Annotated in this window: 24 protein-coding genes and 2 riboswitches; of the genes, 16 read left to right on the forward strand and 8 right to left on the reverse strand. The window is 39.5% G+C overall.

The genetic code is table 11. The annotated features are described in order from the left end of the window. Nucleotides 1–7: 7 nt before the first annotated feature. The 3 genes from DW947_RS03060 (at nucleotide 8) to DW947_RS03070 (ending at nucleotide 4772) form a co-directional block, all read left to right on the forward strand. Nucleotides 8–697, forward strand: coding sequence for a response regulator transcription factor (locus DW947_RS03060; protein WP_005826729.1), 690 nt, complete (start codon nucleotides 8–10; stop codon nucleotides 695–697). Continuing rightward, on the forward strand, nucleotides 672–2465 hold the full coding sequence (locus DW947_RS03065) for an ATP-binding protein (RefSeq protein WP_005826731.1): 1794 nt from the start codon (nucleotides 672–674) through the stop codon (nucleotides 2463–2465). The genes DW947_RS03060 and DW947_RS03065 overlap by 26 nt, the downstream gene beginning before the upstream one ends. A gap of 327 nt (nucleotides 2466–2792) precedes the next feature. After that, a riboswitch (cobalamin riboswitch) is annotated at nucleotides 2793–2994 on the forward strand. Nucleotides 2995–3281: 287 nt separating this feature from the next. Further along, a complete protein-coding gene (locus DW947_RS03070; RefSeq protein WP_119958437.1) occupies nucleotides 3282–4772 on the forward strand; it encodes an Arm DNA-binding domain-containing protein in 1491 nt (496 codons plus the stop codon). 158 nt (nucleotides 4773–4930) lie between these two features. Here the strand turns inward: DW947_RS03070 and DW947_RS03075 are convergent, their stop codons facing one another. Both DW947_RS03075 and DW947_RS03080 read right to left on the reverse strand, forming a co-directional pair. Further along, nucleotides 4931–6592, reverse strand: a complete 1662-nt coding sequence (locus tag DW947_RS03075; protein ID WP_119958438.1) for a hypothetical protein — start codon at nucleotides 6590–6592, stop codon at nucleotides 4931–4933. A 160-nt stretch (nucleotides 6593–6752) separates the two neighbouring features. Beyond that, nucleotides 6753–7046: a helix-turn-helix domain-containing protein gene (locus tag DW947_RS03080; protein ID WP_119958439.1), complete on the reverse strand. Its 294-nt coding sequence runs from the start codon at nucleotides 7044–7046 to the stop codon at nucleotides 6753–6755. Nucleotides 7047–7218: 172 nt separating this feature from the next. Here DW947_RS03080 and DW947_RS03085 point away from each other — a divergent pair, with 172 nt between their 5' ends. From DW947_RS03085 to DW947_RS03130, 10 genes are all read left to right on the forward strand, one after another. Then, nucleotides 7219–7524: a hypothetical protein gene (locus tag DW947_RS03085; RefSeq protein WP_119958440.1), complete on the forward strand. Its 306-nt coding sequence runs from the start codon at nucleotides 7219–7221 to the stop codon at nucleotides 7522–7524. Nucleotides 7525–7558: 34 nt separating this feature from the next. Next, on the forward strand, nucleotides 7559–7891 hold the full coding sequence (locus tag DW947_RS03090) for an SH3 beta-barrel fold-containing protein (protein WP_119958441.1): 333 nt from the start codon (nucleotides 7559–7561) through the stop codon (nucleotides 7889–7891). Nucleotides 7892–8010: 119 nt separating this feature from the next. Further along, nucleotides 8011–8598, forward strand: a complete 588-nt coding sequence (locus tag DW947_RS03095; protein ID WP_119958442.1) for a tyrosine-type recombinase/integrase — start codon at nucleotides 8011–8013, stop codon at nucleotides 8596–8598. A gap of 380 nt (nucleotides 8599–8978) precedes the next feature. Continuing rightward, nucleotides 8979–10532, forward strand: coding sequence for a radical SAM protein (locus DW947_RS03100; RefSeq protein ID WP_119958443.1), 1554 nt, complete (start codon nucleotides 8979–8981; stop codon nucleotides 10530–10532). Between the two features lie 228 nt (nucleotides 10533–10760). Next, nucleotides 10761–10949: a hypothetical protein gene (locus DW947_RS03105; protein WP_119958444.1), complete on the forward strand. Its 189-nt coding sequence runs from the start codon at nucleotides 10761–10763 to the stop codon at nucleotides 10947–10949. A 172-nt stretch (nucleotides 10950–11121) separates the two neighbouring features. Further along, nucleotides 11122–12000 carry a hypothetical protein gene (locus DW947_RS03110; RefSeq protein WP_065739423.1) on the forward strand — a complete coding sequence of 293 codons (879 nt, stop codon included), beginning with the start codon at nucleotides 11122–11124 and terminating at the stop codon, nucleotides 11998–12000. 93 nt (nucleotides 12001–12093) lie between these two features. Continuing rightward, nucleotides 12094–13410, forward strand: coding sequence for a leucine-rich repeat protein (locus tag DW947_RS03115; RefSeq protein ID WP_119958445.1), 1317 nt, complete (start codon nucleotides 12094–12096; stop codon nucleotides 13408–13410). A gap of 9 nt (nucleotides 13411–13419) precedes the next feature. After that, entirely contained in the window at nucleotides 13420–13641 is a 222-nt protein-coding gene (locus DW947_RS03120; RefSeq protein ID WP_119958446.1) for a hypothetical protein, read from the forward strand. A gap of 1 nt (nucleotide 13642) precedes the next feature. Next, nucleotides 13643–14185: a hypothetical protein gene (locus tag DW947_RS03125; RefSeq protein ID WP_119958447.1), complete on the forward strand. Its 543-nt coding sequence runs from the start codon at nucleotides 13643–13645 to the stop codon at nucleotides 14183–14185. Nucleotides 14186–14343: 158 nt separating this feature from the next. Then, a complete protein-coding gene (locus DW947_RS03130) occupies nucleotides 14344–14955 on the forward strand; it encodes a Brix domain-containing protein (RefSeq protein ID WP_117749558.1) in 612 nt (203 codons plus the stop codon). Nucleotides 14956–15050: 95 nt separating this feature from the next. On the opposite strand, the gene DW947_RS03135 is transcribed toward DW947_RS03130, so the two are convergent. Next, nucleotides 15051–15521, reverse strand: a complete 471-nt coding sequence (locus tag DW947_RS03135; RefSeq protein ID WP_016275717.1) for a hypothetical protein — start codon at nucleotides 15519–15521, stop codon at nucleotides 15051–15053. Nucleotides 15522–15711: 190 nt separating this feature from the next. Beyond that, nucleotides 15712–15911: riboswitch (cobalamin riboswitch) on the forward strand. A gap of 405 nt (nucleotides 15912–16316) precedes the next feature. Between DW947_RS03135 and DW947_RS03140 the strand changes: the two genes are divergently transcribed. Next, nucleotides 16317–17690, forward strand: a complete 1374-nt coding sequence (locus DW947_RS03140; RefSeq protein WP_117962595.1) for a tryptophanase — start codon at nucleotides 16317–16319, stop codon at nucleotides 17688–17690. A gap of 5 nt (nucleotides 17691–17695) precedes the next feature. Here DW947_RS03140 and DW947_RS03145 read toward each other — a convergent pair whose 3' ends face one another. From DW947_RS03145 to mutY, 4 genes are all read right to left on the reverse strand, one after another. Continuing rightward, on the reverse strand, nucleotides 17696–18325 hold the full coding sequence (locus DW947_RS03145; RefSeq protein ID WP_117962593.1) for a 4'-phosphopantetheinyl transferase family protein: 630 nt from the start codon (nucleotides 18323–18325) through the stop codon (nucleotides 17696–17698). A 10-nt stretch (nucleotides 18326–18335) separates the two neighbouring features. Then, the gene (gene gldE / locus DW947_RS03150; protein ID WP_117962591.1) at nucleotides 18336–19682 is read right to left on the reverse strand and encodes a gliding motility-associated protein GldE; all 1347 of its coding nucleotides are present in this window, start codon (nucleotides 19680–19682) and stop codon (nucleotides 18336–18338) included. Nucleotides 19683–19705: 23 nt separating this feature from the next. Continuing rightward, nucleotides 19706–20164: a single-stranded DNA-binding protein gene (locus tag DW947_RS03155; RefSeq protein ID WP_117867008.1), complete on the reverse strand. Its 459-nt coding sequence runs from the start codon at nucleotides 20162–20164 to the stop codon at nucleotides 19706–19708. Between the two features lie 72 nt (nucleotides 20165–20236). Further along, entirely contained in the window at nucleotides 20237–21277 is a 1041-nt protein-coding gene (gene mutY, locus DW947_RS03160) for an A/G-specific adenine glycosylase (RefSeq protein WP_117867022.1), read from the reverse strand. A 157-nt stretch (nucleotides 21278–21434) separates the two neighbouring features. Between mutY and DW947_RS03165 the strand changes: the two genes are divergently transcribed. Next, nucleotides 21435–21710 (forward strand): HU family DNA-binding protein, encoded by a 276-nt coding sequence (locus DW947_RS03165; RefSeq protein ID WP_005826750.1) that lies wholly within the window; start codon nucleotides 21435–21437, stop codon nucleotides 21708–21710. A 235-nt stretch (nucleotides 21711–21945) separates the two neighbouring features. Further along, the gene (locus tag DW947_RS03170; protein ID WP_005826752.1) at nucleotides 21946–23520 is read left to right on the forward strand and encodes a ribonuclease E/G; all 1575 of its coding nucleotides are present in this window, start codon (nucleotides 21946–21948) and stop codon (nucleotides 23518–23520) included. 80 nt (nucleotides 23521–23600) lie between these two features. Here DW947_RS03170 and DW947_RS03175 read toward each other — a convergent pair whose 3' ends face one another. After that, a complete protein-coding gene (locus tag DW947_RS03175) occupies nucleotides 23601–24773 on the reverse strand; it encodes an iron-containing alcohol dehydrogenase (protein ID WP_009036796.1) in 1173 nt (390 codons plus the stop codon). Nucleotides 24774–24778: the final 5 nt, after the last annotated feature.

Genomic DNA, 24778 nt, shown 5'->3' on the forward strand with positions numbered 1-24778 from the left:
CAAAGCAATGAACAATTACCGGATTTTAGTAGTGGATGATGAAGAAGACTTATGTGAAATTCTGAAGTTCAACCTCGAAAACGAAGGCTACGAAGTGGACACGGCGAACTCTGCCGAAGAAGCTCTGAGAATGGACATTGGCAGCTACAACCTACTACTGCTGGACGTGATGATGGGAGAAATTTCCGGCTTCAAAATGGCAAGTATGCTGAAGAAGGACAAGAAGACGGCCCAGATACCCATCATCTTCATTACCGCCAAAGATACGGAAAATGACACCGTGACTGGCTTCAACCTGGGAGCGGACGACTATATATCCAAACCCTTCTCGCTGCGCGAAGTAGCGGCACGTGTCAAAGCCGTACTGAGACGCACCCAACAAGGAGAGACAGAGCATGCACCGGAACAGATTGTCTACAAGACACTGGTGCTGAACGTCATCAAGAAGAAAGTCTGCATTGACGGTGAAGAGGCACCGCTCACCAAAAAAGAGTTTGAAATCTTATTGCTGCTTTTGCAGAATAAAGGACGCGTATTCTCGCGCGAGGATATACTGAACCGCATCTGGAGTGATGAAGTATATGTGCTGGACCGTACCATCGACGTAAACATCACACGCCTACGCAAGAAAATCGGAGTTTATGGCAAATGCATCGTAACACGCTTGGGATATGGATATTGTTTCGAAGCCGAATAACGACAGACACTTTCTGTCCTTCAGCCGGAAGCTTTTCCTTTCGGTCATTTCACTGTTCCTCATATTCGCCGCATGCTTCATCGCCTACCAGTATCAGCGGGAAAAGGAATATAAAGTGGAGCTACTGGACACGCAGTTGCAAGACTATAATGACAGACTACACCAGGAACTTCGTTATCTCCCCGACAGCCTATGGACTTCCATGCTGGACAGCTACATCTCCAAGCATGTGAACAAGGAATTGCGCGTCACTGTGGTAGACCTTCATGGCAACGTATTGTTCGACAGCTCCCAGAACGACAGCCATGAACTGGACAACCACATCAAACGCCCCGAAGTGCAGAAAGCGCTGAAAGACGGCAAGGGCTACGACCTACGGCGCATCTCCGAAACCACCGGCAAGACCTATTTCTATTCTGCCACCGCCTACGAAGGCTGCATCATCCGCTCAGCCCTCCCCTACAACGTCAACCTGATGAACAATCTGGCTGCCGACCCACACTACATCTGGTTCACGGTCATTGTATCACTGCTGCTGATATCCGTCTTCTACAAATTCACCTCCAAACTGGGCAGCGCCATCAACCACCTGCGCGAGTTTGCCAAAAGAGCCGACAAGAACGAACCTATAGACATGGACATACAAGCCGCCTTTCCGCACAATGAGCTTGGAGAGATTTCGCAGCATATCATACAGATATACAAGCGCCTGCGCGAAACCAAAGAGGCGCTTTACATTGAGCGCGAAAAGCTTATCACCCATTTGCAAACCTCCCGCGAAGGACTGGGCGTATTCAACAGAGACAAAAAGGAGATATTGGTAAACAATCTGTTCACCCAATACGGCAATCTGATTTCAGACTCCAACCTGCAGGCTACCGAAGAGATATTCTCCATCTGCGAATTCCAGAAGATAACGGATTTCATCAACAAGGCGCAGAAGCGCCCCTCCTACAACGAAGAACGAAGGATGTCCGTACACATCAACAAGAACGGACGCACCTTCATCGTGGAGTGCATCATCTTCCAAGACCTCAGCTTTGAAATTTCCATCAACGACATCACCCAGGAAGAAGAGCAAGTACGGCTGAAACGGCAGTTGACCCAGAACATCGCCCACGAGCTGAAAACCCCCGTAAGCAGCATACAAGGTTATCTGGAAACCATCGTGAACAACGAAAACATTGCACCCGAAAAGATGCAGGTCTTCCTGGAACGCTGCTACGCGCAAAGTAACCGCCTGAGCCGCCTGCTGCGCGACATATCCGTACTGACCCGCATGGACGAAGCCGCCAACATGATTGATATGGAAAAGGTGGACATCAGCATGCTGGTTTCAAACATCGTCAACGAAGTGTCCCTGGAACTGGAACAGAAGCAAATCACCGTTGTCAATTCCCTAAAACCGAAGATACAGTTGCGGGGCAACTACTCTCTACTCTACTCCATCTTCCGCAATCTCATGGACAACGCCATCGCTTATGCCGGCACCAACATACACATCAACATCAGTTGTTTCCGCGAAGACGAGAATTACTACTATTTCAGTTTTGCCGATACCGGCATCGGCGTTTCTCCCGAACATCTGAACCGTTTGTTCGAACGCTTCTACCGTGTAGACAAAGGACGCTCGCGCAAGTTGGGCGGCACCGGCTTGGGGCTCGCCATAGTGAAGAATGCAGTCCTTATTCACGGAGGCACCATCTCTGCCAAAAACAACCAAGGTGGAGGACTGGAGTTTGTATTCACACTGGCAAAAGAGAGATAACAGCCCGTTTTACCACACCAAACAAAATGCTTTGCATACCTCTGGAGAAGGTTCTTGTGGCAAGTGTGGCTTGTATTGGTATCTTTTCACCTTACCGACATGACGGATTGCTTAAATCGCCTTAAGTCACTATCAATCAGAGAGTAATTTTGCCAACCTATTGCCATGTTTTTGGCAAACTTTTGCCATGCCTATGGCAAAGTTTTGCCAACGCGGTGACAAAGTCTTGCCAAGAGGATGGCAAAACCTTGCCAATTTGTCGGCAAAAAGAAAGAGAGCGGGGAAGAAAATTTATCACTCATAGAATTGTTTTCTCAAAAAGAATCCGTATCTTTGTCATGCATTGGTTCGCTCCCCCTCTTCTGGGAAAGCGATTAAAAGGGAATCAGGTGTAAATCCTGGACAGTCCCGCTGCTGTAAGTTTCGTGCAACGTTGCAGACAATTACTCTATGCCACTGGAATATTCTTCCGGGAAGGCGCCTGCAACAGAAACAAGTCAGAAGACCTGCCATGCATACTTTATCATTGCTTTCGAGGAAAAAGCGTTGAGTCTAATGAGCCGGACAAACCGTCCATCATTTCATTCATCAAACCTAATTCAGAGAAAGTAAAGAAGGTAATAAACTCTGCCAAGTTTATTTGAATGCCAATTTGATGGGAATCACGTTGGCATTTTTCGTTTATAACACACTGTTATATTGTATATTACAAAATTTATTCCTATTTTTGCCAATAGTTAAAATCACTCGATTTAAACCATAAAAGTTTAAACCAACTTTAAACCAAAATAAAATTGAACCCCGAAAAATAGGATTATGAAAGTCAGAAAAGAGTTATTCAAAAGTAAAACATTAGCGAATGGAGAACACCCTATCGCCATTAGAATCCACCATAAAAAAGCCAAATTAGTAATGACGGGAGTTTCTACCAAAGCCGAATATTGGAATAAAGAAAAACTTGCTGTTAAGTGTCAAGACAAAAAATATAAAGAGAAAAATAAAATTGTCAATGACGAATATCTACGAATCTTACAAAGAGTAACAGAGTTCGATACAATCAACCGTCCATACGACTTAGACCTTCTTGCATCCCATGAAGAAATTACAGCTATATATAATGAAATTGACGACAACGATACTATTCCAATATACACTAATTTCTTTGATTTACTTGATGCCAAAATACAAACATACGAGGAAGGTAGTGCAAGAAAATATAGACAATTAAAAAATGCTTTGATTAAAATCTATGGGAATGAAATCGCAATTAAATCAATCAACAAAACATGGTTTGCAACTTTAGAAGAAAACTTAAAAAGCAAAGGAGTTAAACAAGCTAAAGAATTAATCAAACGATTTATTACAACATATAATTGGGGATTTACAGAGGGGCATATTCTATATTATAAACCAATATCTTATAATAAGAGAGCCTATACAAGCATCATTGAAAAAAGGACATTAGACCTTGAAGGATTTACCTTTCTTCAACATTTGTATAATATTGGTACAAATGAACATTTAAATAATTGGCTAAATGAGCCGTACACCTTTAATAATAATAGTTATTTTAATGCGATAAATATCTTTTTAATCATGGTTGCATTTGACGGATTAGCCCCTATTGACTTATCATATTTACGAATGAAAGACTTAAAACGCAAGCAATACAAAAAAATGCCGCTTGATTACACAAGAATTAAAGATTCTCAATATATGAAAGAATATAATACCAAAAACCAAATCATTGAATATTATTCAGTACAATTATTGAGACAAAAGACAAAAAGAGAAGTTAATATTAAATTACCTTGTTATATTATTGATTCCCTATTATATCCCTATTATTATGATGAGGTAGGTTTCAAAAAAAAAGAAGACGATTTCATTTTAAACGTATTCGACAAAAAAACTTACTCTCAATTAAGTAAGAAGCAAATATATAGCAGAATGTCGAACTATTGGAACACCTTAGCCGATGCGCTAAATGATTACATTGCAACCATCCATAATGCACCAACTTCGCTAACTGAAAAAAGGATTACATACTATGCTGCACGACATACCGCTCTAAATGTATTGAATGATAAAGGAGCAACATTAGAGGAAATTGCAAATATGGCAGGACATGATTTAAAAACATTAGAGAAATCATATTTAGGCGATTTTAATATAAAAAGAAAAGTTGAATCAAACTTAAGAATATGGGAAAATGAACCAATACAAGAAGAAGCGATTGAAAGTTCTTGGGAGAATGAACCGAGACAAGAAGAAACGATTGAAGGTTCTTGGGAGAATCAACCATAACAATAAGTACAGATACCCCGTAACCCCTCTCTTAGTTACCCCTCCTTGGAGAGAGGGGGGGGCTAAATTACTAACGAGTAGTCCCTTTTTTCGTAATTTTTTCTTAAAAAAAATGACTTCCTTTCAAAGTGGAAACAAGTTTCTAAACACTTTGTCTGCTAATTGGAAATTTTGTGCCACACAAATTCATCTGTTGCATGGTTGATATAAATTTCTGATGTCCCATCTTCCAATTCTTTTAGTATGTCTCTGCAAGTTTGACACCTTGGATGGGATTCGTCTTTGGCTATCACTTCAAAACTATCTATCAATTCATTTATTTCTTTCATATCTTGTTCTTCTTGTCGCAGTTCTCTTGCTACATGCTCCGTTGAATAGTAGTCAACTGATACATTGGGAAACAAACCTATCCGCAGGTATTCCTTTTCGATAATCAACCGTATAAGTTCAGGAGTACATTGGTTGTTGGCTTTTACATCCAATACAACAATTGCATCATGAATTGTGAGCACTTTAAATCGTTTGACGTACAGTTTGGTTAATGTACTCCTGAATATGTCACTTTCAATTCGCATCATTTGATTAGCCAAGAAAGTACGGTCTTCTCTTTTACTTTCCTTCACCAATTTATAAACACTTGGATATTTCTTTTTAAATGATTTGGCAAAGTCTTTTCCTTTTGCCGTCAGTGTCTTGGAATAAAAGACCTCACGGAATAGTGTTACTTTAATGTCAGAACGTAATAGTCGTTTAAACTCGTCCAATCTCGTAAAATCATCCCAAAATATCCCCTTTGAAGTCTTATAAATGTACTCCCAAATATCATTAGGGATATTTGCAATTTTCTCTTTATCTATTCCATTGTTTACCAATAATTTACAGAGTTGTTTACTAACAGAATAGTAAGAATTATCTATATTAGAAAGATTATTATATAATATATGTAAGATATTATCATTTATATTATATCTTTCTATTATTAGTTTGTTAAATAACAAAGGGTGACTATTATGAATATCTATAGAAAATTTTATATTAAGAAAATTCTTAAATATTCTTGGTGATTGGGTTAAGATTGAATATATACGTAGGTTCTTATCAACAGATAATATATTAAAGTTCCCTTTGTCATATTCATTTAAAATATAATTAAAATATTCTTTTGATTTTAAACTTATAAAATGATGTCTCTCCTTATAATCTTCCGCTTCGTCTCTATGTACTAATTTGAGCATTCTCAACGATTTTGTAAAATTATCATACAAGCTATCCCCCATTTCAGATTTTATCTTCTGAATTTGTATCTGCTCATATTTTTTCAATTCTTGTTGCATCTTGTCGGAATATTCTTCAATATAAGATGAATATTTCATTTCAGATACAGTGGGCAAATTAGAATTAAGTTCAATTAAACGAGCCTGAATAGATGGTATATAACTACTTGATACTTTTATAATGCCCAATGTCTCCAATGTCTTTAACATATCAATATAAACATGCCCAAATACAGTTTGTAATGTTTGCGAATTGAAACGGGTAAAGTTTCCCTCTTTGTTGGATTTGCATCGTTGAATAAGCCGATGAATAAAGAACGCATATTTTTTATATAATATTTGCTTTTTTGGCAATGACTTGTTTGCTCCTTCAACAGTTTCGATTTTGGCAACAAAACTGCTATCACAAGTCACCTTATCGAAATTAGTGATAATCCGTTGAGGTTGATTTTGATTTTTCAACAACTCTATATGTTTCTCAATTATTGCATCAATATTTATATCCTTGAAAGTATATATAAGTTGCTTCATTGGTAACTTTCCCATATTTTCGTGTTATTTATTGCATTTTTATTCATCTTTTAAGCAAGTATGGTAATAAGCATACAAAATCAATCATACGCATTATGCCATTGAATATCAATTATATAAATCATATTTCGCACCATTATACATAGGCATGAAACAGTTGGCTATATGATTTTTTTCATTTTTCAGGCTGTTTGTAACGAGTAAGAAGATTTTCCATATCTTGAAAGGAGGTGATTTTAAAAACTTCATTTTCAATCTCAATATATCCATTAATGTTTTCATTCTTTTCTTTTTCAAATAATTCTTGTATCGGTACTTCTAATGCAGTAGAAATTTTTTCCAATACTGCAACCGATGGATTGCCATTAATATGGTTACTTAATCCAACACGATTAATCCCCATTTTATCCGCTAATGTTTGAACGGTCATACCTTTTTCTTTTATAACCTCTTTAATTCGTAGTGCCATAAGTATTCATTTTTATTATAAATACAAATATACGTTCATTATTGATATGTATATTGATAGATATACATAAAATAAGTTAATGTAGCTCTAAAAATATACGATTTTATTTGTATATGTATGCCGAAAGCACTACATTTGCAGAGTGATAAGAAATCAATAGCACTACAATAATATGAAACGATACGATAAAAGACAAGTGATGAAGGACGCACACAGAATTTACAGCAACGATTTTCAACGCAAAGGGCGCACGTGGGCAGAGTGCCTAAGAGCAGCTTGGAGTTGGGAGCGGAATGCTGTTAAGACACGAGAAGAAAAGGCTGCAAGGCTTGATGCAATGATTGCCGCAAGTTGGAAAGCTCACAACGAAAGAAAAGAAGCCAAGACAAATGAGAATTGGTATAAAGGAATTGATTCAGAAACTCTTTCTTATGCAATGGGATATGGAAGAGGCTGCAATTTCTATTGCGGTGATTGATTAAATAGAATATTAACTAATAAACTATAAAGATATGCAAGCAATTATTTTGAGTTCAAATACTGCGATTAGAGCTAAAGTTATTACTATCCGTACTAATGCGCGCAAAATTGATGGGATTTCCAAGGCTATTTTGATTGAACAGTTGAAAGAGAAGTTGAAGAGTGGTAAAATCGTAAAATTTGCTTATTTGAAAAATAATGGTGAGGTTCGTGTGGCGTTTGGTACAACTAACTCCGATTTCATTAAAGACAAAATTTGTGGTTGGGGGGAAAGTCGTGAAAGTTATGCTACTACTGCATATTTTGATTTGGAAAAATGCGCATGGCGTTCCTTTCGATGGGAAAATTTGATAGCTGTGTTTTAATATTCACTAATGTACAAAGTGAATATTGTATTGAATACCAATAAATTAAATACTACTGTTGTTTTGAGGTACTGATATAATATTCACTTTAATTTGATAACTAACAAAATTGAACATTTATGAGCTTAAAATACAGTCAAACAACAAGTGACTATTTAGAATGGAAAGAAGCAATGAATTTAATTCGCACCCTATATCGGGATGGCAAATTTCAAATGTCTTTGTTCGTTTCAATCGGTTGTTTTTGGGGACTAAGAGTTTCCGATATATTGGCTTTACGTTGGAAGCAGATTTTGCATGTGGATGAATTTTGCATTATTGAAAGAAAGACGGGAAAAAGTAGAACTATACGGATTAACCCACAATTGAAAAGGCATATTTCGGACTGTTACCAACAAATTCACCCCATTGGCGTAGATGCTCCTATATTTGTCAGTCAAAAGGGGACTATATTCACAGTACAGCGTATCAATGTGATTTTGAAGGAGATTAAAATAAAATATGGTTTGTCAGTTGGGAATTTCAGTTGCCATAGTCTTCGGAAGACTTTTGGAAGACAAGTTTATAATGTCAATAGCGATAGTGCGGAACTCGCTCTAATAAAGTTGATGGAATTATTCAACCATAGTTCTGTAGCTATTACTAAAAGATATTTAGGTTTACGCACAGAAGAATTACTCCAAACCTATGATTGCTTGACCTTTTAATATATATTTGCCTTATAAACAGCTCACAGAACGTTGCCAAATTCGCTTTTTATGTATATCTTTGCGTTGCCGTTGCGCTGCAATGGTGAAACATAGTAATTTATAGGAAGCGTTTTAGCTTTATTCCACATTGATGAATCTGGACAATTCACTTGTGTTGTTGGAATAACAAAAGACGTTCTCCTTTGGTTGTCATATATGTACCCATACATATATAACCAAAGGTGTGAGCTGTTTTTCTTATTCTTGTTCTTATTTACAACACGAGCAGTCCAGAGCTTATCAATGGAAATATGAACTATGGGATAAGTCTAAATAGGCTCACACTTCCTTTTTTTAACCTTGCATCCATGAGCTAATGCAGTCATTTTGATAAAAATATGACGTATTATCGTCCCCAATGGACTTGTGGAAGATATGATAAACATGCCAATGTGGCCCTTTACTATAATTTAATAGAGGGGATTAGTTATTTTTTTGAAGATTATTCAGCATTGGTTATAGGAACAATACTTTCTATTGGTAGAAATACCTCCATAACAGTGGAAGAATTATCTAAGCAAACAGACATTGCAATAGATTCATTAACCCCTTTCTTGGAAGAATTGAAGGGTTTGCATTTGCTTACCATAAAGCAAGTTACAACAGATGAAATTGTTGCATACAGAGAAGTGGTAAGCGCATATAGATGCAGGTCAAGTCAAGAGGGTGAAAAATCTGTACAGGAGAAATTACCTTATGGTATCAGTACTGCGGAAGCTACTTATACGGATAGAGTTGGTGGAATAATAAGTGTTATGTTTGAGTTGACATATAATTGCAGCGAAAAGTGTATTCACTGTTATAATGTAGGAGCAACAAGAAACGACCAAGAAATTAGCCAAAGAGGGAATCGAAAAGAGTTAACGCTTGAAGATTATAGGCGAATTATCGATGAATTATATGAAAAAGGGCTAGTTAAAGTTTGTTTATCAGGAGGGGACCCATTCTCTAAGCCTATAATTTGGGAAGTCATTGATTATTTGTATCAAAAAGATATTGCTTTTGACATCTTTACCAATGGGCAACAGTTGGTAGGCTATGTATCTCGCTTAGCGGACTATTATCCTCGTTTAGTTGGTGTGTCTATATATAGTGGTATTGCACGAGACCATGACTATATTACTCGCATCAATGGTTCTTGGGCTAAATCAATGACAGTTGTTAAGCAGCTTTCAGAGTTATCAGTTCCGTTGCAATTAAAATGCTGTGTGATGCAAACAAATGTGAAGAGCTATTATATGGTGGCTGACATAGCTAAACAATATGGTGCGGTATTTCAGTTTGAAGTGGCATTAACGGATTCGGTGGAGGGAGATAAGTGCGTTAGCCGTTATTTGAGATTAACCCCAAATATGTTAGAAATTGTACTGCGTGACAGTAATATCCCGCTGTATGTCGGAAAAGAAGTACCCAATTATGGCGGGCAAACGAAACCACTAAATAAAAATGCTTGTGGAGCAGCTTATAATTCATTTTGCATAAGCCCAGAGGGTAACTTATTGCCATGTTGCTCTTTTCATGCTCCTTTTGGTAATTTGAAGGCTCAAACTTTGACGCAAATATTGCAAGAAAGTGAAGAGTTGAAATGGTGGAGAAGTCTAACATTGAGCCAGTATAGGGATTGTGGAAAACATGACTATTGCGGTTATTGTAATCTTTGTCCAGGAAATAATTTTTCGGAATTTGGAACACCATTAAAAGCAGCTGAGACCAACTGTTATATAGCAAAGAACAGATATGAACTGGCTTGTAAAATGGCTAAAGGATATGACCCATTAGATAATAAGACGTTACAAGACTGTTTAGATTCTCTTTCTATACCTAGGGTTGAACTTTTGAAAAGAGAGTATTCATCCAATTACAATGATAAGAGTTTGAAGGTAGGTGGGTAGATGTAATTCCCCAAGAAATATTACTATAACATAAATTCTTCCTGATATGAAAAAAGTAGAATTGAAAATAAGCAAGGTGTCTGCTACTTTTGCTTATTCATCTTGTGGGCAGTACTCAAGTAGAGTTGCGTAATGCTTATTCACAACTGATGGATTTCAGTTGAAAAAAGTTATTTGGGGAGTTTGCGTATAAAACTCCCCTTTGTGTAAACATTTAAATTTGTAGTCATGGAAACATTGGATGCTATTAGAGAACTGATGAATAGGATAAATAATACTAATATAAAAATTGAAGATATAGAATCGGAAAAGTTATCAATAGAAGACAAGAAAAAACTTGTTAAAATTATTGATGACGCAAAAGCGGAAGTGGAGCGTCTTCACATAATTGATATAATAAATAAAGTGTGTGATTGATGAATGTTGAATGCATATTTTAGTTGTTGTAATAGATTATTTGGATGGGGTGACTGTGATATTATCTAATATTCAAAGAGAAACATAGAGGGAGGGATTTATTGCTTTGTAAATTCCTCTTTATGCTTAATGATAAATAGAATTTGGGTTGATAATTAATTAAATTTTTGATATGCAGAAGATTTGTATTGTATTTCTGCTGTTTGGTATTTCTCCTTTTGTGCTTGCCCAAAAGGTTAATAGTAGAGGTGAATATATGGTAAAAACTGCCATCGTTGAATCTTATGGTGGACGAGATTTTTCTTATAAACTTGATTTTGAGTATAACGATTCAAATGATTTGGTAAAAGTAACACGAAGTGGTTATTATGGAAATGATAAATATGTTCATGTTTATACATTTCGTAGTGGTCAATATGCTAGTGAGAAGTATATATATTATACTGGATATAAAAATGGAAAAGTGTTTGATACTAATAAAAATAAGCCTTTGTGTTGGTTAGAGAAAACATATTATAGTTTAGAGCGTAAATCTTATAATAGATTTTTTGTGGTTAAAAAAGAAGCGTATGGCGATGATGGCTTTTGTGAAACGACTGATTATATATATCGTGATGGAGAACTACAAGCAATTCATAGAGGGACAAACAGTATTGGTGACAATGAAATAATGATGCTTACTTGGAGAAAAAGAAATATAGTGTCTGAAAGAATGGAAGGGGGTGGAAATTGGAGTAACGATTTGGAATATTATATGGAATCGGAAGTTGTAAATAATACCAATTTGAATATAAATTTCTTCAACTTAGGAGGTACGGGCAAAACATACAAGGATGAAAATATAGGGTTTACAGAATGGTTTGGGCTAAATACAACAAAGGCGTTGAAGGGTAGTAAAGGTGGTTCGGGATATGGTAATAGTACTATAAGTCCGCATTATGAATATGAATTAGATGGAAGTCTAATCAAGAAAGTTAGATATATTCATCTAATTGCAGGTAAAGAACACAATTACATCTACAAAACACTTACATTGGAATATGTGTATTGACAAAATGTAATACAAGATGTGGTACAAAATGTACCCACAACAATAGATAATATAAACAGTATAGATAATATATAACTTTTAAATTAATATTATATGATTAAGAAACTGCTTTTTACATTGCTTTTTGGAATGCTTGTACTTCCATTGGCAAATGCACAAACTTCGTCCATGAAGATTGAAACGTACAAGATTGATAATGTCAACACAAGAGGATTAAACCCGAATACAAAAGGGGATGAAGAATTTGACCTTGGTAATGGACCTGGATGGGGAACTACAATGATTATGATGGGTGAAAAATATCCTCATGAATCACTTCAATATAAAGTGCAAACTTGGTATGACCCAAGTGAAGGTTATTGGGATGAATATGGCATTGAACCAAATTATGAAGATTATAAGAAAACAATTGATATGCTTATTTATGGTGATTGGCAGAATCCCGAAGATGGTACTTGGCATCATACATACCTGACAGCAGAGGACTTCAAATTCATGCGTGACAGCCTTCCGAACTTGTATGAAGTTAGAATGTGTGGTGATATTGAAATTCGTGGTTATAAGGGCGAAAATGGTACTCTAAACGGCTATCATGAATATCCTGATGGTGAGCTGCCACCTTATGCCTTTGATAAAAGTTATAACAACAAGAAATTAAACAAGAAACCTCAATATAAGACAATCATCTTACCGAAGAATATAACTTCAATTGGTGAGTATGCTCTTGCGAACATCATTGACCTTTACTTGGATTCAGAAGAACAATGGGATGATTCGTCTCACAATGGTAGTGGAAATCCTGATAAACCAAACGCAAAACGTTTTTGGAACGACTTATTCGATGGTTATATCTACCTCTCCAACTTGAAGAACCTTAAAACGATTAAGAATAATGCGTTTGTCAATACCATATCAACAAGAATTTATCTTCCTGAAAATCTTGAATCCATTGGCGAGAATGCTTTCAATTCTGACATTATCAAGGACAGAGCGATAAATACCAATCTTGACAGCATCATTGTAACCTCTGCAACGCAACCAAAGATTGCGGAAAATTCATTTGGCATGAAGTTTAAGGATGCAAAGATTGTCGCACCAAGCAAGAAATATTATTTGAATTATAAGTATGACAAACAGTGGGGGTTATCCAAGAACCTGACATACTTTGGTTATGTGTCACCCAATCCCATTGACATTCGTTTGGATAAGGGAAAGTTAATCATCAATATAAAGGATGATGCAACAGAAACGGGAGTTGTTTCATGCTTCCAAGACGGAAGAAAGGTCAGTGACATAGAACTGAATACGGGAAACAACATTGTGAACCTGAATCCCAAGATGGAATATAAGATTTCAGTGGAAGCGGAAGAGTTTAATTTGAAACCATATAAAGTAAATACTAAAAGATAGAATATTATTATGAAGAAGATACTTTTACTGACTGCATTGTTTGCAATGCTTTTTACGGCTTGTAGCGAAGATGAAAATACACCTGAAATCCCTGAATACATTATCCCTGAAAATGATATAAATTCGGTAAAAGAACGCATTAGTTTGGAAGATAATCAGGAGTTGATTACTTATAGCATAATAAGTAAGGATAGCATTTGGGGGTTATCAAAAGATATAACTATAAATTAGTATGAACTTTATAGAAGAAATATGTGGGATTTCCACTAATAATAAACAACCGTTGGTTTTACTTGACGAAATGACAGTTAAGAATCTATGGAACTGTTTACAACATGGATTTGTGCTGATAGGAATTCGTGAAAGTAATTGTATGCAGAAGGAGTTAATAAAAAAACTTCAAGCGGATATTATAAAAAATGATTTTCGCTATTGCCCAATATTCGGATGTTGCGTGAATGGTAATGGAAGCGTATATTATTTGTCTGCCTTTGTTGTCGCTAATTTAAACAAGGCTAAAGAACCATGTGATTTTACAGCTTTAAGATTGTTTGCCGATGAAATTTCGCCTAAATATAGGCAACAAGTATCTATCTGTGAAAATTCTTCATGTACTTCCGTAATTTCTTTGATTGATGCTTTCTTTGAAGATTGCTTAAAGGAAAATGGTTTGCCTCACGTATGTAGGGGTTATTATCTCAATCCCCCACCAATGTGTTATTCTGAACGGTACATACGTGATATAAAAAAGAACGAGATATTTATTGGTATATGATATGAGTAAGATTTACTTATTCAAAGTTATATATATGATTCTTTAAACATTAAGAAGTATAACGATACTTCATTTTATTCATCATTTTTTTAAGAGTAGTCCGTTGGGATTACTCTTTTTTTTGTATTTTAGTACCTATCAAATTAAAAATCACAACTATGATAACAGATAAAATGTCCGATATGGAAATATTTAAAGAGGTATGGAGTGAACGGGGGGCAGTTCATGGTTATATGGAAAGACTTATACCCAAGTATAGACGACCTATCATTAAATCAAATAAATTCCCGATGTATTTTACTCCAATTGAGTTTGTATCTCGCAAAAACAATAGGTATTTGATTTTCTTTGAAGCACGTAATAAAAAGGATTGGGAAAGAGGTATATTATATACAATTATTTGTTTGTATGAAAAGCAAGGTGGGACTAACGTAATGATGTTTTCTACTGTTTCTAAGGCGATTCATATATACTCTCCACATTTCTTTTCCCGATATAGAAGCCGTTTTCTTAAAGATGATAGTATGCCACCTTTAGATGTGATAAAACGTTTCTTCAAAATAAATCCCACAGCTACGATTTATTTGGTAGAAGACAGTGATGAATTTTATGGTACTTGTAATGAAGGAGCAATCTTTGGAAAGATAACAGCCGACAATGTTATTGTACTGAAAACATTTGTAAGTTTTGACATGTTACACGATTCGCAAGAACATATTAAGACCGAAATTTATGATAATTTGATTAAATACAGAGCAGAAATTCAGTAAAAAAGGTGAGGTGTTGCAATTATACACAGAAATAGCCACATAGAAGGATATACCTATATCTCGATGTGGCTTTTCTTTTGATTTATACAAAAAGGTTAATCATCTTCATCACATAATTTTATAATAGAATTACCGTCTTCATCACTATCAACAATACATTCTTCACCAATAATACATCCCAATTCTTCTGCGATTTCCTGCACCATTCTTTCCCATAAATATTCTCGTAATTCTGAATACTCTGCGTCCTTCCCTTCTAATTCATCTTCAAAATCAAAAGCATAGTACATATCTTGGTACTTGATAATCCAATATGGCTCAAAGAGGAATGCAGATGAAAACATCCATTCGTCAATATTCATTATTCTTTCGTCTTCTTCTCCCAAAACATCAATCTTTTGAGGAAGATATTCAGCTATGATATGGGCTGTATAAAGTTCCCATATTTCCAAATCATCAAAAACACTATTGGGTTCATACTTCTTTTGAAGTTCTTCCAAATTAGCAGACTTATGGGCTACCTTCTCAAATAATGAAATGTATTCTTCTAAAACTTCTTTTTCCATGATATTTTATTTTAAGGGTTAATAATCGCTCCCAATATAGGAAAAATCAAAGAAAAAATATCTAAAAAAGATACTCTTTTTTGTTGTTAGTGCGCAAATTTAAATACGTAAATATAGTTACGTAAAAAGTGCGTATTGATTAGATTTTCATTTTTCCAAGTTATAACTTATGGAATTGCAATATTTATTCATATCTTTGCGGCACATTGGTTTGCAACTCTCGTACGAGAGGAGTAATTAAAAGGGAATCAGGTGTAAATCCTGAACAGTCCCGCTGCTGTAAGTTTCATATAAAAAGTTATAAACAACACTTTCGCCAATGGGAAATCCCGTGAAGGCAGTTTATAAACGAAACAAGTCAGAAGACCTGCCATGTAGTTTTTGCATCATTGCTTTCGAGGAAAGAGCATTGAATTTAATGATTATATTCATTCTATTCAGTTTCAGATTTGAGGGTTATTCTTGTTTCAAAATATTACTTTTGCAATATTTAACGCTATCGGACATCAAAACAAGAAAATAAAATGGCGCTAAAAACTTTAAACCAAAAGTTTAAACCAATACAGAGTTTTTAAATAATATATTTGATTTTCAATATATTATTAAATTTTAAAGTAAACTCTGCCAAGTTTATTTGATGATGTCCGGCCGAAGTGATTTCGTCCGGACATTTACATTACAAAAAGTCATATTTAAATTGATTATTACATAGATTTTACCTAAATTCGGCACATTAAACCGAAATAATCGGTTTATCCGTTAACCTATTGTCAAATTATTAAAGATACAGAGTCTATGGAATTACCATTTGCCGAAGCATGGAAAATAAAAATGGTGGAACCTATCCGTAAAAGTACCCGCCAGGAACGCGAACAATGGCTGAAAGAAGCCCACTACAACGTATTCCAACTCAAATCGGAACAAGTTTATATCGACCTCATCACCGACTCGGGCACCGGCGCCATGAGCGACCGCCAATGGGCAGGCATGATGCTGGGCGACGAAAGCTATGCCGGAGCCACCTCATTCTTCAGACTGAAGGAAGTCATCACCCGCCTCACCGGATTTGGATACATTATCCCCACCCACCAGGGACGCGCTGCCGAAAATGTACTCTTCTCCTACCTGGTGCACGAGGGCGACATTGTGCCGGGAAACTCCCATTTCGACACCACCAAAGGACATATCGAGGGACGCCGGGCACTGGCTCTGGACTGCACCATAGACGAAGCCAAACAGACACAGCTGGAAATTCCCTTCAAAGGCAATGTAGACCCTAAAAAACTGGAAAAAGCATTACAGGAACATAGCGAACGGATACCGTTCGTCATCGTCACCATAACCAACAACACCGCAGGCGGCCAGCCGGTTTCCATGCAGAACCTGCGCGAAGTCCGCGCCATTGCCGACAAGTACGGCAAGCCCGTTCTCTTTGACTCGGCACGCTTTGCGGAAAATGCCTACTTCATCAAAATGAGAGAAGAAGGTTACCGCAACAAGAGCATAAAGGAAATTACCCGCGAGATGTTTGACCTTGCCGACGGCATGACGATGAGTGCCAAAAAAGACGGTATTGTCAACATGGGCGGATTCATAGCCACCCGCCGGAAAGACTGGTATGAAGGTGCCAAAGGCTTCTGCGTGCAATTCGAAGGCTACCTCACTTACGGCGGCATGAACGGACGTGACATGAACGCCCTTGCCATCGGCCTGGATGAAAATACTGAATTTGACAATCTGGAAACCCGCATTCACCAGGTGGGCTATCTAGCCATGAAACTGGATGAGTACGGGATACCTTACCAACGTCCCGCAGGCGGCCATGCCATATTTGTGGATGCCCCCAAAGTGCTGACACACGTGCCCAAAGAAGAGTTTCCGGCACAGACACTGACCGCCGAACTCTATCTAGAAGCAGGCATACGCGGTTGTGAAATCGGCTATCTGCTGGCAGACCGCGACCCGGTGACCCGCGAAAACCGCTTCAACGGCTTGGATTTGCTCCGGCTTGCCATCCCTCGCCGCGTGTACACCGACAACCACATGGATGTGGTAGCAGCCGCTTTAAAAAATGTATATGACAAGCGGGAAAGTATTACCCGCGGAGTTCGCATCACTTGGGAAGCTCCGTTGATGAGACATTTTACGGTACAACTGGAAAGGCTGTAAGAAATTTACAGACTCAATGTCAAGACAAAATCCGGAAACAAATAATAATGAATAGTGAACCGGCGTTTCTCCACCGTACGATACTCTTCGGCGGAGAATACGCCGCTTTCATTTACAGCAAAAGGCAGAATGCGCATGTGCCCACGAAAATCAACCTCGGAAGCATTCAGGCATTTAAACATGGTCTCCTTGGCCGACCAGTGCAGCAACAGTGACCAAGTGTCGGTTCCGCGAAACACGGATGGCTGTTCATCTTCGCGCATGAATTTATGCGCCACCTTCCTTACCCGTTCACCATACTGCTCAATGTCAATGCCCACTTCCCGACCCGGCAATCCCAAAACAACAGCCACATAACCTTTCGTATGCGAAATACTGAGAGAGGCGGAAGCATCTGCCAAATAAGGTTTCCCACTGGGATGATAGGCAATCTCTTTCTCTTCTCCCGACAGCGTGTAAAGCAATACACGGACAGCCAGCCACTCCAGACGGCGGTGTGCTGCGGTGAAACGCCGCATACCTTCCCGGTATACTTCCTGATGAGGAAGCATGGCCAGCAATTCCTCCGGAGATTCCTCCGTTTTCCAAATTCCCCATCGGCAGGGAAGAGCGGTATGTTGTAAGAAGAGGGGCATGAGGCAAGGATTAAGGATTAGGGATTAGAGGAGTTGAGGCATTTACTGTAAACTTCACTTTCAGGATACGGCGGTTGTCCATCTCCAGCACCTCAAACTCATAACGGCCGTAGGTCACCTTTTCATGGAGAGCAGGAAATTCCCCCTTCAGCTCCAGCAGAAGTCCGGCAAGCGTATCGGCATCCCCTGCCACCTCATCGAACGTTTCCTCGTCTATCTTCGTTATTTTATAGAAATCGGTCAGCTGGGTCTTGGCTTCAAATACCCAAGTGTGGTCATTCAGTACGGCATATGTACGTTCTTCATCATCGTATTCGTCATGAATTTCGCCCACAATCTCCTCAATAATGTCCTCCATGGTGACAATGCCCGACGTACCGCCGAACTCATCGACCACAATGGCTATATGAATCTTGTTTGCCTGAAAATCGCGCAGCAAATCATCAATCATCTTGGTTTCGGGCACAAAATAGGCGGGCCGGATAAGCGACTGCCAGCGGAAATTATCCCCTTTGTTCAGATGGGGAAGCAAATCCTTGATATAAAGCACCCCCTTGATATTGTCACGGTTATCCGCATAGATGGGAATACGGGAGTAGACATTCTCTACAATGCACTTCACCACATCCTTGAAAGGGGTACGAATATCCAGATCCACCACATCGAGGCGGGAAGTCATAACCTCCTTGGCTGTCTCTCCACCAAAGCGGATGATACCTTCCAGAATATTGTTCTCCTCCGAAAGTTCCGCCTTATCGGTCAATTCTAGTGCATGTGAAAGTTCATCGACCGATATATTATGGTTCTTGCGGACCACATGCTTGTTCAGGAAAGAAGTGGAACGTACCAGCATAGATGCCATCGGATAGAATACGGAACGGCAAAACGTGATGCCGGGAGCAGCAAAACGGCAGAAAACCAGCGTTTTCTGAGCCGAATATATCTTAGGCATGATTTCACCGAAAAGCAACAGCAAAAACGTAAGGACTACTGTCAGAATGAGAAACTCTGCAATGGGAGAATGAAATTGGAACACATTCATAAAAAAGAAGTTACAGAGCATGATTATGGTTACATTCACGAAGTTGTTTGTAATCAGAATCGTCGCCAACAAACGTTCACTGTTATCCAGCAAATTACTGATTTTCTCATCCGAAGGATGCTTTCTCTCCGCTATTACATTTAAGTCTGACGGAGAAAGAGAAAAAAAGGCTATTTCGGAAGCTGATGCAAAGCCGGAAACGAGCAAAAGCAAACCTGCCAACACAATGGCTACAATGGCCGAAATAGAAGGAGTCTGTACGGATATACCGTTAAAAACATCTGCCAACTGGCATAAATAAGCGTCTGGGTCCAAAGATTTTGGTTTTAGTTAAACAATCAGAACGGTAGATCGTCCGTCGGGTTATCTTGTGCAGGGGCAGCCTGCGGTTGTACCGGTTGTTGCGGCTGGGCTGTCGCTCCGGCTTGCGGCGCAAACGGCGCATTGCCCGATACCGATGCACTTTTAGGTGTCAACATTTCCATTGTATCTGCAAAAACTTCAGTCACATAGCGCTTAGCTCCTGTCTGGTCATCATACGAGCGAGTGCGAATTTTGCCTTCAATGTAAAGTTTATCTCCTTTATGCACATATTTTTCGGCAGTTTCTGCCAGTCCACGCCAAAGCACAATATTATGCCACTCAGTGCGGTCGGGAACCTGGGTTCCATTCTGCAAAGTGTATCCTCTTTCTGTAGTAGCCAAAGAAAAAGTAGCTACCGCCACCCCACTGTCAAGGTATCTCACTTCCGGGTCTCTGCCCACATTTCCTAACAATATCACCTTGTTTACTGACATAAGCTTCTATTTTATTAATTTGCTGCCAAAATTAACGAGAATATCCACACCATGCAAGAATACAGACAACTTTTATATATATTTCTCCAAGAAAGCATGTATCAGCCGAGGCACCGCATAACGGTCCAAATCTTCGACCGCAACCTGCTGGTAACCTGAAAAAGAACCCGAATTATCGGGTAGAGTGACCTCATAGAAATTGGTATAAATCACTCTGTGGGACAATACATGCTTCACTCCCCGAAGTAGTGTACGGACCATCCGCACCTCTCCCTCTGCAAACAGTGCATGAAACTGCGGACATGCCAGGAACTCCTCTTCGGATAAATCTTTTTCCGTTTCGATTAGAGGCAATTCAAAGAGATTTTTCCAGATATCGTTCTCCGTCCTCTTATGTATCAAAGTATGCGCACCCATACGTACATATATATAATTAAAATAGCGGTTGGTAGTCTTTGTTCTGTGCTGCTTCACGGGCAGTTGCTGCACTTTGCCTTCCAACAAGGCTCTGCAGCTACCAGACAAAGGACAGAACAGACAGTTGGGCGACTGCGGCATACACTGCACGGCTCCGAAGTCCATAATCGCTTGGTTATAATCTGCCGGTCGGGATTTATCGAGCATCTCTCTCGCCAAAGCAGTAAAAGTTTTTTTCCCTTCGGTAGAATCAATGGGAATATCAATGCCGAAATAGCGGGAAAGCACCCGATATACATTCCCGTCTACCACCGCATAAGGCATGTCATAGGCAAAAGAACAGATGGCCGCTGCCGTATAATCCCCTACCCCCTTCAAAGCACGCACCTCTGCATAGTTTTTTGGAAATGTACCCTTCATGCTTTTGGCTGCGGCATGCAGGTTGCGGGCACGGGAATAGTACCCCAGGCCCTGCCAATATTTCATCACTTCGTCCTCGGACGCAGCAGCCAGCGACGCCACATCCGGGAAGCGTTTTATGAAACGCAAAAAGTACTCATAACCCTGCGCCACTCTTGTCTGTTGTAAGATGATTTCAGAAATCCATATCAGATAAGGGTCCGTGGTATTTCGCCACGGAAGGTCGCGTTTGTTCTCCGCATACCAATCCAACAATGTTCCGCTAAAAATATTCATGCTGCAAAAATACTTCATTTTCAGCCTAACAAAGCTTAATGCCAAGACTTTTTTAGAAAATTGTCCGAAATATATTTTTTAGAGCCACGGAAAAGCTATATATTTGCAGTCCAAAAAATTAGGAAAACTATAGTAATAATATTTTTTTTAAAGAAAAATGACTAAAGCTGATATTGTAAACGAAATTACAAAGAACACCGGAATTGATAAGACAACCGTACTTACAACCGTTGAAGCATTCATGGACGCAGTAAAGGCATCTTTATCCAAAGATGAAAATGTTTACCTCCGCGGGTTTGGTAGTTTTGTAGTGAAGAAAAGAGCTCAGAAAACTGCACGCAACATCTCCAAGAACACTACAATAATCATTCCGGAACATAACATTCCGGCATTTAAGCCTGCAAAAACGTTCACCCTCTCAGTGAAGAAATAATAAACAATAGTATTAACCCATAAAAATTTTGAAGCTATGCCAAGCGGAAAGAAGAAAAAAAGACATAAAATGTCTACGCACAAGCGTAAAAAAAGACTAAGAAAGAACAGACATAAAAGCAAAAAGTAATTTTTAGTCTGAAGGACAAAATAAAGAACAAACTTGTGAAGCAAAATGTCTCGCGGGTTTGTTCTTTGTTTAAGTAGTAAATAGAATCATTTAAAAGCCAATTATTGTGACAAGCGAACTCGTTGTAGACGTACAGCCCAAAGAGGTATCCATTGCACTGCTTGAAGACAAGCAGCTGGTGGAACTCCAGAGCGAAGGAAGAAACATCTCCTTCTCGGTGGGCAACATGTATTTGGGACGCGTCAAAAAATTGATGCCCGGCCTGAATGCCTGCTTCGTGGACGTGGGTTACGAGAAAGATGCTTTTCTTCATTATCTGGACCTAGGTCCTCAATTTAACTCGTTAGAGAAGTACGTAAAGCAAACTTTAAGCGACAAGAAGAAGCTGAATCCCATTACCAAAGCAACCATACTTCCCGACCTTGAAAAGGACGGAACGGTTTCCAACACACTCAAGGTGGGACAAGAAGTAGTGGTGCAAATTGTCAAGGAACCTATCTCTACCAAAGGGCCGCGACTGACTTCCGAACTTTCCTTTGCCGGAAGATACCTCGTGCTGATTCCCTTCAATGACAAGGTTTCCGTATCACAAAAAATTAAATCGAGCGAAGAGCGCGCACGCCTCAAGCAACTGCTGATGAGTATCAAGCCGAAAAACTTCGGCGTCATCGTCCGCACCGTAGCCGAAGGAAAACGTGTTGCCGAACTCGACGGAGAGCTTAAAGTATTACTGAAACATTGGGAAGATGCCATTACAAAAGTACAGAAGGCCACCAAATTTCCGACACTGATTTACGAAGAAACCAGCCGTGCCGTAGGACTGTTGCGCGACTTGTTCAATCCTTCCTTCGAAAACATCCACGTGAACAACGAGGCTGTGTACCACGAAATCAAGGATTACGTAACCCTCATCGCCCCTGAACGGGCAGGAATCGTGAAGCTGTACAAAGGTCAACTCCCCATTTACGACAATTTTGGTATCACCAAACAAATCAAGTCGTCATTCGGCAAGACCATTTCATACAAAAGTGGTGCCTACCTGATTATTGAGCATACTGAGGCGCTTCACGTAGTAGACGTGAACAGCGGTAACCGCACCAAGAATGCCAACGGGCAGGAGGCCAACGCACTGGAAGTGAATCTGGGTGCAGCCGACGAACTGGCACGCCAGCTCAGACTAAGGGATATGGGTGGTATCATCGTGGTGGACTTCATCGACATGAATGAAGCCGAAAACCGACAGAAGCTTTACGAACGTATGTGTGCCAACATGCAGAAAGACAGAGCACGTCACAACATCCTGCCGCTCAGTAAATTCGGACTGATGCAGATTACACGCCAGCGTGTACGCCCGGCTATGGATGTAAATACGACGGAAACCTGCCCCACCTGCTTCGGTAAAGGCACCATCAAATCGTCCATCCTCTTTACGGACACCTTAGAGAGTAAGATTGACTACCTGGTCAACAAATTGAAGATAAAGAAATTCTCGTTACACATCCACCCGTACATCGCAGCCTACGTCAATCAGGGACTCGTCTCCCTGAAACGGAAGTGGCAGATGAAGTACGGATTCGGTATCAAGATTATTCCAAACCAGAAATTAGCATTCCTGGAATATGTATTCTACGACCTGCAAGGGGAAGAGATAGACATGAAGGAAGAAATCGAAATCAAATAAAAAAGACGGCGAAGGGTATTTATCTTCGCCGTCTTTTTTATCTCTTGCTTTGGGGGAGCTCTCCCCAAACATGCCTTCCGCTATAAAGCCAAACGATAGATTTCCCTGCAATCAGTCATGGTCAGCTTCACGTAGTTGCCAAGCAGTTCGCCTTTATTGCGCTGCAGACTGACGAGCATACGGTCTATATCGGGATGCTCGATGCCCAACTCCTTAAAGCTAACCGGCAAGCCCATGTAACGGAAAAAGTGTTTCAGGCGGGCGGTACCAGCCAAAGCCATCTCTTCCAAATCTTCGGACTTGGGTATATCAAAAACGCGGTGGGCAAACTGGGCTATCTTTGCCGGATTATGTTCTGCCATAAAAGCCATCCAGGCAGGGAAGATTACAGCTAAGCCGGCACCGTGGGCTACATTATAGATAGCACTGATTTCATGTTCCAGTGCATGGGATGCCCAGTCTTCCTCACGCCCTACCCCACAAGTTCCGTTATGCGCCACAGTGCCACACCACATAATGTTGGCACGCGCGGCATAGTTGTCCGGTTGCTGTTTCACCCGGTAAGCTTCTTTAATGATAGCTGTCAAGGTGCCTTCGCAAAGCCGGTCGCTGATTTCCACATCCGGTGTATTTGTGAAATAACGCTCCATGATGTGAGCCATCATGTCGGCAATACCACAAGCCGTCTGATAAGCTGGGAGAGTGTAGGTCAGTTCAGGATTCATGATGGAAAATACGGGACGCAAATGCTCGGGGGCACAGAGCCCCAGTTTTTGGAGTGTCTCTGTCTTGGTAATTACCGTATTGCCCGAACCTTCGCTTCCGGCAGCCGGGATAGTCAGCACCACGGCTACTTTCAACGCTTTCTCCACCTTGGCACGACCGATAAAGAAATCCCAAAAGTCACCATCATAGAGGGCTCCGGCAGCAATGGCCTTTGCCGTATCTATGACCGAACCACCTCCCACAGGAAGCATCATATCCACCTGCTCACGACAGCAAAGCTGAATACCTTCGTATACCTTCCCGTCAATGGGATTGGGCTGGACACCTCCCATTTCGCAATAAGCCACACCGGCTTCCTGCAAGGATTGCTTCACTCTATCCAGCAGACCACTCCGTACAACAGAACCGCCTCCATATACTATCATCACTTTTTGTGCACCATACTTACGCGCCAATGCACCGACTTGCACTTCAGTATTCTTGCCAAAGACAAACTCTGTAGGACTATAAAAAACAAAATTATTCATTGTAT

This window comes from Bacteroides sp. AM44-19, assembly GCF_003603395.1.
Lineage (GTDB): Bacteria > Bacteroidota > Bacteroidia > Bacteroidales > Bacteroidaceae > Bacteroides > Bacteroides uniformis.